General features: G+C 70.2%; 7 protein-coding genes and 1 pseudogene. 5 read left to right on the top strand and 3 right to left on the bottom strand.

The window, feature by feature from the left end; all coding sequences use genetic code 11:
* Positions 1-126: 126 nt before the first annotated feature.
* From ACGFNV_RS28630 to ACGFNV_RS28620, 3 genes are read right to left on the bottom strand one after another with little or no spacing between them, the layout of a single operon-like run.
* The gene (locus ACGFNV_RS28630) at positions 127-2,883 is read right to left on the bottom strand and encodes a bifunctional YncE family protein/alkaline phosphatase family protein (protein WP_393626127.1); all 2,757 of its coding nucleotides are present in this window, start codon (positions 2,881-2,883) and stop codon (positions 127-129) included.
* Between the two features lie 5 nt (positions 2,884-2,888).
* A complete protein-coding gene (locus tag ACGFNV_RS28625; protein WP_393626125.1) occupies positions 2,889-4,250 on the bottom strand; it encodes an ABC transporter permease in 1,362 nt (453 codons plus the stop codon).
* Positions 4,247-5,206: an ABC transporter ATP-binding protein gene (locus ACGFNV_RS28620; protein WP_393626124.1), complete on the bottom strand. Its 960-nt coding sequence runs from the start codon at positions 5,204-5,206 to the stop codon at positions 4,247-4,249. The genes ACGFNV_RS28625 and ACGFNV_RS28620 overlap by 4 nt, the downstream gene beginning before the upstream one ends.
* Positions 5,207-5,569: 363 nt before the next feature.
* Between ACGFNV_RS28620 and ACGFNV_RS28615 the strand changes: the two are divergent.
* The 5 genes and pseudogenes from ACGFNV_RS28615 to ACGFNV_RS28595 form a co-directional block, all read left to right on the top strand.
* Positions 5,570-5,803, top strand: a pseudogene (locus ACGFNV_RS28615) (TetR/AcrR family transcriptional regulator); the annotation flags it as partial.
* Positions 5,804-6,047: 244 nt separating this feature from the next.
* Positions 6,048-6,839, top strand: coding sequence for a hypothetical protein (locus ACGFNV_RS28610; protein ID WP_393626122.1), 792 nt, complete (start codon positions 6,048-6,050; stop codon positions 6,837-6,839).
* Positions 6,840-7,065: 226 nt separating this feature from the next.
* Positions 7,066-10,428 carry a discoidin domain-containing protein gene (locus ACGFNV_RS28605; RefSeq protein ID WP_393626121.1) on the top strand — a complete coding sequence of 1,121 codons (3,363 nt, stop codon included), beginning with the start codon at positions 7,066-7,068 and terminating at the stop codon, positions 10,426-10,428.
* 99 nt (positions 10,429-10,527) lie between these two features.
* A complete protein-coding gene (locus ACGFNV_RS28600) occupies positions 10,528-11,394 on the top strand; it encodes a GyrI-like domain-containing protein (RefSeq protein ID WP_393626410.1) in 867 nt (288 codons plus the stop codon).
* Positions 11,395-11,492: 98 nt separating this feature from the next.
* A complete protein-coding gene (locus ACGFNV_RS28595; RefSeq protein WP_393626120.1) occupies positions 11,493-12,707 on the top strand; it encodes an NAD(P)/FAD-dependent oxidoreductase in 1,215 nt (404 codons plus the stop codon).
* The last annotated feature ends 32 nt before the right edge of the window (positions 12,708-12,739 follow it).

Raw genomic sequence — 12,739 nt, 5'->3', positions numbered from 1 at the left:
TCCGGATTCCGTCCTGGGGGCACCTCTCATGACCGACGAGTGAGGCCCCTGGTCGGCGGTGATGCCGACCAGGGGCCCTTGGGGGATCAGGCTGTGTCAGACCAGGCCGCGTCGGACCAGGCCGTGTCAGCCGTCGGACTCAGGCGACGGGAGGTAAGCGCCCGGTACGTCGTTGGGCGCGTAGATCTTGCTGTCGCCGGGGTACGGCTTGGTCCAGTTCTGCGTCTCGTACCAGGTGAGGCGGTTCATCTGCTCGGGGTTCGCGAAGTCGGGAACCGCCTTGGTGCCGGTCAGCCGCTGGTGCGACTCCCAGGCCTTCCACTGCGCCGCGACCTTCTGCTCGGACGCCGGCACCGTCACGGAGGTCTGCGCGGGCGCCGCGCTCGGATCCTGCGGTGCCGGGGTGTCCGAGCCGCACGAGGGCTGGGTGCTCAGGCCGAGGGTCAGCGAGGTCCGGTTGGGCTGCGCCTTGAACGGCGTGTAGTTCGGCTTCTGGGTGAACGCGCCGAACATCGGGGTGGCCGCGCTGTCCATCTGGTTCATCGGGTGGATCCCGAGCATCTGCTCGATGGTCCGGATCATCGTGATCTGCGAGTAGTAGTGGCTGTCGACCCTGCCGTGCTGGGCGTAGGGGCTGATGACCTGGACCGGGGCACGGTGGCCGTCGACGTGGTCGAGGCCGGCCTGGGAATCGTCCTCGACGACGAAGATCGCCGAGTCCTTCCAGTACTGGCTGTGCGTGATCGTGTCGACCATCTTGCCGACCGCGAGGTCGTTGTCCGCGACCTCGGCGGCCGGGCTCGCCGGGCCACCGGTGTGGTCGTTGGAGAACCAGAACATGTTCAGGTTCGCAGGGCCGTTCTTCTCGAAGTCCTGCTTCCAGATCTGTTCCTTGTAGATGTCCGGGACGTTGAGGTCGAACAGCGGGAAGCCGGGCACCGACACCTTGTTCAGCGACGGGATCGCCGAGCCCGTCTGAATGGGGTACTGGGTCTGCTGCCCGGTCGACTCCATGTTCTTGGTGTCGCAGTACAGGTTCTGCCAGGTCGCGTCGGCCGGCTTGCTCTCGATCGACTGGAACTCGCCGTAGTCCTTGACGGACTTGCCGGCCGCCTGCGCGCCGGTCCAGATGAAGCCGGTCTTCTGGTGGCCGAGAACGTCGTCCTCGGTGTCGTAGCTGCGCGTGTACTCACCGGCCGAGGACTCGGTGTACTCCGGGTTGTCGGACTGCATCAGCCAGTTGTGGCCCTCGGCGGAGTTCGTGCCGACGTCGTAGAAGTTGTCGTACAGCCCGAACTGCTGAGCCAGAGCGTGCTGGTTCGGCGTCACGTTCTCGCCGAACTGGGTGACCGACGGGTCGCCGTTGCCCTTCGGTATGTCACCGAAGACCTGGTCGTAGGTCCGGTTCTCCTTCACGAGCAGGAAGACGTGCTTGATCGTCGAGGGGTCGCCGAGCCGCGCCGGGACCGGGACCGGCTTCACGTGGCTGTCGCCCTTGGCCGACCTGACCGAGCCGGGGGTCCAGCCGTTCTGCTTGAAGACCTTGGCCGTCTCGGACCTGATGACGCTGTCGTCCGGCAGCTTGAACTGCGTCAGGCTGGACGTCGTGTCGTGGGTGCCGTGACCGGCGGCCGTGGTGGGGCGACGGGCGTCGATGCCACGGGTGTTGGAGACGACCACCTGCTTGCCCACGGTGGTGATCTCCGCGGGGAAGTAGTCCGTCGGGAGCAGGCCGACGAAACCGGCCGGCTGCTGCGGGGAGGTGTACCGGTAGACGGCGACCGCGTTGGCGCGGCCGAGCGTCACCAGCAGGTGGCCGTCGTCGGTGAGCGTCACCGCGTTGGGCTCGTAGCCGACCTTCGCCTCCGGCCACGGCTGGGTGGCGATGGTCTGCACGACCTTGTCGTTGGCAGTGCTGATGACCGACACCTTGTTGTCGGCGGTGTTGGTGACGAACACCGCGCCCTTCTTCGCGTACACCGCGGTCGGGTGCAGACCGACGTCGATGCTCCCGACGGCGGCGGACGGGTTCGCCACGTCGATGACGCTCACCGTGCCGGTGGTGGCGGCGCCGGTGTCCGGGTTGGCCGGCACCTGGGTGCCGTAGGAGTTCATCGTGGTGTCGCCGGCCTTGGCCGGACGGCCGCCCTCGTTGCTGACGTAGAGCTTGTCGCCGACCAGGGCGATGCCACGGGGGGCGCTGCCCACGGCCCAGGTCTGCTTGACGGTGCCGGTCGCCGCGTCGATGGCGACCACCTTGTTCTGGCCGTTGACCGCGGAGTACACCGTGGAGCCGTCGGCCGAGAACACCGCCGCGCCCACGAGCGCGTGCTTGGTGCCGTCGGCCGGGATCGAGACGGCCGTCGGATTGGCCAGGGTGCCGTCCGCGTTCACGGTGAACTTGGTGTAGCCGTCGCTCTGGCCCAGCCACAGCTGCTTGCCGTCGGGCGAGTACGTCGGGCCCTCCTGGCCCACGGAGGCACTGCTGATGCGCAGGTCGTCCGCCTTGTTGGTGCCGACCTTCTGCTTCACCTGACCGGTCTTCAGGTCCATGATGACCAGCGCCGCGTCACCGTCGGCGACCGCGGCGGCGAGGTGGCCGCCGTCCGGGCTGACCGAGGACGACATGATCTTGCCGTCGTTGATGACGGTGCGGCTGCCGTACGGGGCGATGTACTGGTCGGCGGCGACGACCTGACCGTTGTCGGTGACCTGGCCGACCTGCTGGGTGCCGAACTGGTACGTCTGGGCGGCGGCGGTGCCCGTGACGGCGAGGGCGACAGCGATGCCCGACGTCACCAGCAGAGTCCGGCGGCCGACAGATCTGCCGAAGAGGCTGATCTGCCCCTTCTCGTTCGTCCGACGCTGGCGTGTTACCTGCATGGAAGTCATCCCTTCGGGGTGGTGTCGAGCAGCTCGACGTTGCCGTCGAACTGCCAGAGCGGATTCGGGGCGTCCCCGGTGGGGGTACGGACCAGGAAGTAGCCGTTCACTTCCTTGGGTCCGTCGCCGTCGGCCACGAACCGCCCGTCTGAGGCGACGTCAAGTTGGTAGATGGCCGTCCCCGCGGCCGTGACGCCGGGAAGATGCCAGCTGACGACGCAACGCCAGTCGTTGCCCGCCCCCTCGGGGGCGACCTGGCCGTCGCCCTTGCTGCACGCCGCCGTGGCCTTCAGCTGCGCCTCGGTGACGGCCGGGCGGTGGAGCTGCTCGGTCTGCATCCGGTAGAGGTGGGCGAAGGCCGTGGCCACCGACCGCTGGACCTTGTCCTGCGCGATTCCGGAGCCCGTCGAGGGGGCCGCCACGGCGACCACCGCGACGGTGAGGGCGGTCAGTCCGACCAGCGGCAGGAGCGCGGTGGTGACCGCACGGCGCCCGGCACCGTCGTAGGCCAGGTTGGTGAAGTCGCGCCGGAGGAAGAGCAGGTACGCGAGCGCGGTCGCGAGCACCGCCCACACCAGGCTGACAACGATGCCGGTCAGCAGCGGGGCGAGCTGTGCCGGGCCGGTGAACAGACCGTTCCAGGAGACGAAGGCGGAGCCGGGCAGAGCGAGGCGCACGGCCACGGGCAGCGGCAGCATCTGGGCGACCGACATCGCGAGCGCGACGAGCGGGGGCAGCAGCAGTCCCATCGGGGACCGCCCCAGCGCCACCGACCCGAGCAGCCCGATCCCGGCGAGGGCCAGGGTCGGGGCGAGCACACAGACCCAGGCGAGAAGGACCTTCACGGCGGCGTCGGACGGCGCCAGCAGATGACCGTCCAGGCCCACCAGCGGCTGGTTGCCGACCGCCACGAGTCCGCCGACCGTGCTGGAACAGGCCAGCCCGGCCACCAGCAGCAGGATGACGGTGAGGCTCGCCAGAGCCTTCGCCACGAAGATACGTCGGGGCGAGCGGACCGCCACGAGCAGGTGGCGCCAGGTCCCGAGCCGGTCCTCGGAGGCGAACACGTCACCGGCGACCACCGAGGTCAGCAGCGGCAGCGCCCAGGTGCCCGCGAAACCGAGCATCACCAACGGGCCGGCCCAGCCCGTGGCGTGCATCCAGCGACCGAAGAGGGTGTCCGAGGGGAGCGTGCTCTGCCCGCTCACCCCGGCGACGAAGAGTGTCGGCGCGATCCAGCAGGCGAGGACCAGCAAGCGGATCCGCCACTGCGAGACCAGCTTCACCAGTTCGAAGCGGTAGCCGCGCCGCACCGAGACCCGTCCGGTCCCGGCAGTGACATGGTCGTTGACTACGGTCGCGGTCATCTGCCCGCCTCCTGCTGCTCGGTGAGGGCGAGGAACGCGGCTTCGAGCGGCGACACCACGGGGGTCAGTTCGCGCACCGCGATGCCGCCGTGGACCAGCCGCGCCACCAGGTCGTCGAGCGCGGGCACCAGCGCCCGCACGACGAGCCGTTCGGCGTCCTGCCGTGCCCCGACGCCGTCGACGACGCCGATCCCGGCCGTGTCTACGGCCAGTTGGCGGGCGGCCTGCGGATCGGAGGTCACCAGCCGGTAGTCGAGTTCACGGTTCTCGGCGGCCAGCTTGCCCAACGGGCCGGAGAAGACGACCCGTCCGGTGGCGAGGATGGTGACCTCGGAGCACAGTGCCTCCAGGTCGTCCATGCGATGGCTCGAGAGCACGACACTGGTCCCGTCCGCCGCGAGCCGCGTGAGAACACCGTGCACGTGCTTCTTGCCGGCCGGATCGAGGCCGTTGGCGGGTTCGTCGAGCACCAGCAGCCGGGGCTTGGTCAGCAGGGCGGCCGCGAGCCCGAGCCGCTGGCGCATGCCGAGGGAGAAACCGCGGGTCCGGTCGTCGGCGACATCGGTGAGCCCGACCTGGTCGAGCACCTCGTCAATTCCCGCTGTCCGCGCGTCGCGACCGCCGCGGCCGTCGCTTCCGCGAAGGGTGGCCAGCGCGGCGAGGTTCTGCCTGGCGGTGAGCGAGGGGTAGAGCCCGGGCCCGTCCACGAAGCCGGCGACACCGTCAGGAGCGTCGAGCGCCCGCCCGACCGGCGCGCCCAGGATCTCGAGGCGGCCGCTGTCGGCGACGGCCAGGCCCAGCAGCAGCCCCAGCAGAGTCGTCTTGCCCGCGCCGTTCGGTCCGACCAGGCCGTGGATCTGCCCCTGCGTCACATCCAGATCGATGCCGTCGAGTGCGACGACGTCGCCGAAACACTTGGTGATCCCGCGAGCCCGGATTGCGAGGAGTGTGTCCATGGGTCCCTTCTTCCTCAACGGTGAAGGAACTTAGGGGCGGCACACGTCCCCTGCAGGGACGGGGGATTGAACGCGCCGGGAACGGATCGTCAAGGCATCCACAAGTGACTGTGTGCGAAGTAAAACGGCCGCGAGCCGGACGTGCGGCCGCCTGCCGCGGCCACCACGAGGGCGCCGAAGTGCGGACGCTGTACCTTCGTCCCGGGGGACGGTCGGCTCCGGGCCCCGCCCGTACGAGAGGGGAACGTGGAGAACAGCACGCAGGCCGGCTCCGCCGCGCAGCCCCGTGAGCCGCTGAGCAAGGCGCGGGTTCTGAGCGCGGCCGTCGCGCTGGCCGACGAGGGCGGAGTCGACGCGCTCAGCATGCGCAGGATCGCGCAGGCGCTCGGTGTCGTACCCATGGCGCTCTACAAGCACGTGGCGAACAAGAACGAGTTGCTGGACGGCATGATCGACGTGCTCGTCGGCGAGATCGACCCACCGGCCCGCGACACCGACTGGAAGACCGCCGTACGCCGGCGCGTGCTGTCGGCCCGCCGCATGCTGCTGCGCCACCCGCGGGCGCCCGCGATCATCGAGTCGCGCATCAAGGCGCGGGCGACCGTTCCTAGGGGCTGAGTGGGAGTGAGTCCTGTTGCCAGGGCTCGTGCTCAGCCGAACGCTCCGAAAAACGACCACCACCCGCAAAGGTCACACAACTGCCTCGTTGCGCCGATTGGGACGATCTTGAACAATCAGGGCAACCTGCGCCGGTGTTGACGGGTCTAGCCAACGTGACACGTCATCAGGGTTCGCCGCAGGAGACGAGGCGACGAGCCCGACGATCCCGAAGGGGGACCCCATGCGCATCCGCCCCGCCGTCGCCGTCGTGTTCGGTGTGACCGCCCTTTCCGTCTCGGTGCCTCCGGCCACCGCCCACGCGGCGAGCCCGGCCGCGTCCAGTGACACGACGTTCTCGAAGGTCGTGGTCAACGGCGGCAAGGACATCGTGCTCGACCTGACCACCAGGAAGACCGTCACGCTCACGTGGACCGCGACGGACCCGGACGGCGTCCTCGCGTCGTGGGCCTACCTCTGGCACGGCCCCAACACCGACGACGCCGACGGCTACCTGCCGAGCTACCTGTCGTCCGGCGCGTGCACCGTGTCGCCCACCGACCGCACCACGTCCACCTGCAAGGTGAGCTTCGTCGTGGACCCCGCGCGGGCCCTCCACCGCAACACCCTCGCCGGCACCTGGAACGTCCTCGCCGGGGCGCAGGACGCCACCGACGACTGGACGGAGATCGACGTCGCCGGCACGGCGCAGGTCAAGCGGTCCGCCACGGTGACGGTCAACGCCTCGCCCGAGCCGGTGACGAAGGGCAGAACCATCACGGTCACAGGCAAGCTGACCCGCGCCAACTGGGAGAGCCGCACCTACACCGGCTACGCGGCCCAACCGGTCCAGTTGCAGTTCCGCGAGAAGGGCAGCACCACCTACACCACCCTGAAGACCGTCACCAGCAGCGGCAGCGGCGCGCTGAAGACCACCACCAAGGCGCGGACCGACGGCTACTTCCGCTTCGTCTTCGCCGGCAGCGGCACCACCGGCCCGTCCACGGCGGCCGGCGACTTCGTCGACGTCAGGTGAGGTGAGGGCGGACCTCCGAGGTCGTCGAGGGCCGCCGGGGGCGGCCGGGGCCGTGTCGCTCAGCGGAGCGGCGCGGCCCCCTCGTGTCGTAATCGGCGGCTGCACGACCATTGACACCCGGTTGCGCCACGGCGAGGATCTCGCCTGCACGCAGAGGATTGAAACGATTCAATACCTGCGGTCGTATGTGCCGTCCCCCTCCCCACCTCGTACGTAGGAGCCCGCGATGCCCTTCGTGACGCGCCGGTCCGCTCTGCGCTCGGCCATAGCCGTGGCCCTCGCCCCGACCCTCGGTTCCCTGGTCCTTCCCGGGCTCGCGCCCACGGCGTCCGCCGCGGTCTCGTGGACCGCGAAGTGGATCTGGGCGCCCTCCAGCACCACCAACCAGTGGGTGGCCTTCCGCAGATCGTTCACGCTGGGATCCGCGCCGACCAGGGCGGTGGCGCAGATCGCGGCGGACTCCAAGTACTGGCTGTGGGTGAACGGCACCCTGGTGGTCTTCGAGGGCGGGCTCAAGCGCGGCCCCAACCGCACGGACACCTACTACGACGAGATCGATCTCGCCCCCTACCTGACCAGCGGCAACAACACCGTCGCGCTGCTGGTCTGGTACTTCGGCAAGCAGGGCTTCTCGCACAACAGCAGCGGCAAGGGCGGTCTGCTGTTCCAGTCGGACATCACCACCGGCTCCACGACCAGCCGGCTCGTCAGCGACACCGGCTGGAAGCACACCGTCCACCCGGGCTACGCGAACAACACCGGCGGCACCCAGGTCAACTTCCGCCTGCCCGAGTCGAACGTCTACTACGACGCTCGCAACGCCACCGCGATGGCCGGCTGGGAGTCGCCCGGCTTCGACGACAGCGGATGGGGTGCTCCCACCGAATTCGGCACCGCCGGTGCCGCGCCCTGGAACGGCCTGGTGCAGCGGCCGATCCCGCAGTTCCGCTACTCCGGGCTGAAGGCCTACTCCAACACCTCCTCACTGCCGTCCACGGGCCAGGGCTCCACCGCGATCTCGGCGACGCTGCCGTCCAACATCCAGGTCACCCCGTACCTGAAGGTGGACGCCCCGGCCGGAGCGGTGATCGGTGTCCAGACCGATCACTATGACGACGGCGCGGGCCTGACCGGGATCGAGCCCGGCACGCAGTACAACATGCGCGCCACCTACGTCTGCAAGGGAGGCGTGCAGGAGTTCGAGGCACTGGCGTGGATGAGCGGCACCGCCGTGCGCTACACGATCCCCGCGGGCGTCACCATCCTCGATCTGAAGTACCGGGAGTCCGGCTACGACACCGACTTCGCCGGCTCCTTCAGCAGCAGCGACGCCTTCCTCGACACGCTGTGGGGCAAGGCCGCGCGCACCATGTACGTCAACATGCGGGACAACTACATGGACTGCCCCACCCGCGAACGCGCCCAGTGGTGGGGTGACGTGGTCAACCAGCTCAAGGAGGGCTTCTACACCTTCGACAGCCGCTCCCACGCCCTGGGCGCCAAGGCCATCTCCCAACTGGCCGCTTGGCAGAAGTCCGGCGGCGCGCTGTACTCGCCGGTCCCCTCGACGATCTGGACGGCCGAGCTGCCCGTCCAGATGCTCGCCTCGGTGTGGTCCTTCGGCACCTACCACCTCTACACGGGCAACACCGACGCGGTCACCGGCGCCTACCCGGCGGTGAAGGCATACCTCAACCTGTGGACCCTGGACGCGGACGGCCTCGTCAACCACCGCGCCGGAGACTGGGACTGGGAGGACTGGGGCAGCAACATCGACGCCCGCGTCCTCGACAACTGCTGGTACTACCTGGCCCTCGGGACGGCCATCACCCTCGCCGGCCTCAGCGGCAACAACAGCGACGTCGCCGCCCTGCAGGCCAGGCGCGACAGCATCAAGGCCAACTTCGACCGCGTGCTGTGGAACACCACGAAGAACGAGTACCGCTCACCCGACTACACCAAGGACACCGACGACCGCGCCAACGCCCTCGCCGTCGTCGCCGGCCTCGCCCCCACCACCCGCTACCGGGGCATCACCGAGGTCCTGCGCACCCACCTCAACGCCAGCCCCTACATGGAGTTCTACGTCCTGGAGGCGCTCTACCTCATGGGCGCGCCCACCGTCGCCGAGGAGCGGATGCGCAACCGCTTCGCCGCCCAGGTCGCCGACCCCGCCTGCTACACGCTGTGGGAGGTGTGGGACAAGGCGGCCGGCACCGACAACCACGCCTGGAACGGCGGCCCGCTGTACGCCCTGTCCGCGTACGCCGCCGGTGTCCGCCCCACCCGGCCCGGCTGGACGACGTACGACGTGGTCCCGCAGACCGGCACCCTCACGCGGATCACCACGGTCACGCCGACCGTCAGGGGCGACATCCGCTTCGGCGTCACCCGCGACGGCGACAAGGTCACCCTGACCCTCACCTCGCCGAGCGGCACGACCGCGCGGGTGGGTGTGCCGACCTACGGCGGCTCCTCACCGGTCGTCAAGGCGAACGGCACCACCGTCTTCACGGGCGGCGCCGCCACCGGCGGCGTGAGCGGACTGACGTACGCGAGCAAGGACTCCTCGTACGTCTACTTCACTCTCCAGCCGGGCAGTTGGACGTTCACGGTCACCGGCGCGGGCCGCCTCGACAACCTCGCCCTGGGCAGGCCCGTCACCAGCAACAACAGCCTGGAGAACGCCGACTGGGGCAAGAACCGGCTCACCGACGGCAAGCTCACCGGCGTGACCGGCGCCAAGGGCTACACCAGCAACGACTTCCCCGCCGCCGACGTCAGTGCCAACCCCGTCTGGGTCGAGATCGACCTCGGCGCCGACACCGACCTCGACGCCGTACGCCTCTTCCCGCGCACGGACACCGCCGCGGCCGGCGGCGGCACCGCGGGCTTCCCCGTCGACTTCACGTTGCAGACGCGGGCCGACGGTGGCAGCACGTACACCACCGTCCGCACCGTCACCGCCGAACCCGACCCGGGCGGGCTGGTGCAGACGTACGGCTTCAAGACCACCACCGCACGCTACGTGCGCCTGCAGACCACGAAGCTCGGCACGCCCGCCGCCGACGAGGCCACGAAGTACCGCCTCCAGCTCGCCGAACTCACCGTCCCCACCGCGGCGACCACCGTCACCGCCGACTGCACGCTGGAGAACGGCGACTGGGGCAAGACCCGTGTGCTGGACGGCACCACCACCAGCGTGGCCGGCGCCAGGGGCTTCACCAGCATCGACTTCTCCTCCGCCGACGTCGGCGCCACACCGGTGTGGATCGAGGTGGACCTCGGCGCCGACCGGGCGATCGGCTCCGTCATCCTCTTCCCGCGCACGGACACCGCCGCGGCCGGCGGCGGCACCGCGGGCTTCCCCGTCGACTTCACGTTGCAGACGCGGGCCGACGGTGGCAGCACGTACACCACCGTCCGCACCGTCACCGGCCGGGCCAACCCCAACGGAGCCGCCCAGACCTACACCCTCACCTCCGCCACCGGCCGCTACCTGCGCCTGAAGGCCACCAGGCTGGGAGCGCCCGCGACCGACGAATCCACCCGCTACCGTCTCCAACTCGCCGAGATCCGCATCACGTAGCGGCCCGCCGTGCCACCCGACTTGATCGGGCACAGGATGTCGGGTCCGGAGGGTGGTGTGCTCCCTAGCGTGGTGAGCGCGAAGAGGAAGGAGACCGGGGTGCTGGAGCGGCTCAACCAGGCCATGGAGCACATCGAGGGCCGACTCGACCAGTCGATCGACACGGCCGGGCTGGCGCGGATCGCGGCGACGTCGGAGTACCACCTGCGTCGGATGTTCTCAGCGCTCGCGGGCATGCCGCTGTCGGAGTACATCCGGCGCAGGCGGCTCACCGTCGCGGGCGCCGAGGTGCTGGCCGGGGATGACTCGCTGCTGGAGATCGCGGTGCGCTACGGCTACGGCTCGGGCGAGGCGTTCGCGCGGGCGTTCCGTGCCGTGCACGGCGTCGGACCGGGCGAGGCCCGGCGCACGGGCGCCGTGCTCGTCTCCCAACCCCGGTTGACCTTCCGCCTCACCGTCGAAGGGAGCAGCAGCATGCGCTATCGCGTAGTGGACCGGCCGGAGTTCACCGTGGTCGGACTCAAGACCCGGGTGCCACTCGTGCACGCGGGACCCAACCAGGCGATCATCGACTTCGTCCGCGGGATCGACCCGCAGACCCTGGAGCGCCTGGAGAAACTGTCGGACCAGGAGCCCAACGGCATCCTCGCGGTCTGCGACGACCTGGATCCGAGCCGCGCCGAGGGCACCGAACTCGACTACTACCAGGGGGTGATCACGTCCGCGGCCGCCCCCGAGGGCACGACGGCACTGGCCGTCCCGGCCGGCACGTGGGCGGTGTTCACCGTCTCCGGTCCGGTGCCGCGGGCCATCCAGGAACTGTGGCGGGACGTGTACGCCGAGTGGTTCCCCTCCAATCCCTACCGCGCCCGCCTGGGCCCGGAGATCCTGCGCACCCGCATGTCACCGGACAGGACCGAGGCCGACGCCGAACTGTGGCTGCCGGTGGAGCGGGAGCAGGACTGAGCAAGGGATGTGATCCGCGTCACTGGATGTCACAGCCGTGGGCCGTGCGGTGTCTTGTGGTCGACCCCCTGGAGACGGGGGAAGACGGAGGAGACACCATGGCTGAGAACATCGATGTGGTCGTGATCGGCGGAGGCTACGCCGGAGTCATGGCGGCCAATCGTCTGACGCAGCGCGACGACGTCACGGTGACGCTGATCAACCCGCGCCCGACCTTCGTGCACCGGGTCCGCCTGCACCAGCTGGTGGGCGGGTCCGACGACGCGGTCGTCGACTACCGGGAGGTCCTGGGCGAGGGGGTCCGGCTGGTGGTCGACACCGTGTCCCGGATCGACGCGGCCGGGCGCAGCCTGGCGCTGGCGAGCGGCGGCACGGTCGGCTACGACTACCTGATCTACGCGGTGGGCAGCGGCAGCGCCGATCCGCGCGTGCCCGGAGCGGCCGAGTTCGCCTACCCGATCGCCGGCCTGGAGGAGGCGCAGCGGCTGCGGCCGGTCGTCGAGGCCGCGTCCGCGACGGCCGCGGTGACGGTGGTCGGAGCCGGTCCGACCGGCATCGAGACCGCCGCCGAGCTGGCGGAGGCGGGCCGCGCCGTCACCCTGGTCTGCGGCGGGGTGCTCGGCCCGTACCTGCACCCGCGGGGGCGGCGCTCGGTCGCCAAGCGGCTGGCCGCGCTCGGTGTGACGGTGCTCCAGGGCTCCGGCGCGAAGGTGACGGCGGTGACACGCGATGCCGTGCGGCTCGGCGACGGCCGCGAGCTTCCCAGCGCGGTGACCATCTGGACCGCCGGATTCGGCGTGCCGGACCTGGCCGCGCGCAGCGGGCTGAGCACCGACGCCCTGGGCCGCCTCCGTACGGACGAGACGCTGACCAGCGTGGACGACGTACGCATCGTCGCGGCCGGGGACTCGGCGGCACCGTCGGACCTGCCGCTGCGGATGAGCTGCCAGGCCGCGATGCCGCTGGGCGCCCGGGCCGCCGACACGGTGCTCAGCCGGATCGACGGCGAGCGGCCCGCGCCCCTCAACCAGGCGTTCGCCGGCCAGTGCATCAGCCTGGGGCGACGCTCCGGCATCTTCCAGTTCGCCCACCGGTACGACGTGGCGGTGTGGTTCCACATCGCCGGTCGCCCGGGCGCGAAGCTCAAGGAGAAGGTGTGCCAGGGAATCGTCAAGCACCTGGCCGACGAGGCGCACAAGCCCGGCTCGTACAGCCTGCACCGCGTCTCGGGAGGCGCCAAGCGGCAGCAGCTGCTTCAGGCCGAGCAGCGCCAGGAGGCCCCGGCCCCGGCCCCGGCCGAACAGGCCGCCTAGACCGTACAGAAACGGGGGAGGGACCAAGACAT

The sequence above is a fragment of the Streptomyces sp. NPDC048751 genome (assembly GCF_043198595.1).
Taxonomy (GTDB): domain Bacteria; phylum Actinomycetota; class Actinomycetes; order Streptomycetales; family Streptomycetaceae; genus Streptomyces.
Note: the sequence above shows the minus strand (reverse complement) of the source record. Positions and strands in the feature narration are given on the sequence as shown.

Bases quoted from the DNA above. Each gene is read 5' to 3' on its own strand.
- ACGFNV_RS28625 (WP_393626125.1), bottom strand. From the start codon at position 4,250: ATGACCGCGACCGTAGTCAACGACCATGTCACTGCCGGGACCGGACGG.
- ACGFNV_RS28605 (WP_393626121.1), top strand. From the start codon at position 7,066: ATGCCCTTCGTGACGCGCCGGTCCGCTCTGCGCTCGGCCATAGCCGTG.
- ACGFNV_RS28630 (WP_393626127.1), bottom strand. From the start codon at position 2,883: ATGCAGGTAACACGCCAGCGTCGGACGAACGAGAAGGGGCAGATCAGC.
- ACGFNV_RS28620 (WP_393626124.1), bottom strand. From the start codon at position 5,206: ATGGACACACTCCTCGCAATCCGGGCTCGCGGGATCACCAAGTGTTTC.
- ACGFNV_RS28595 (WP_393626120.1), top strand. From the start codon at position 11,493: ATGGCTGAGAACATCGATGTGGTCGTGATCGGCGGAGGCTACGCCGGA.
- ACGFNV_RS28610 (WP_393626122.1), top strand. From the start codon at position 6,048: ATGCGCATCCGCCCCGCCGTCGCCGTCGTGTTCGGTGTGACCGCCCTT.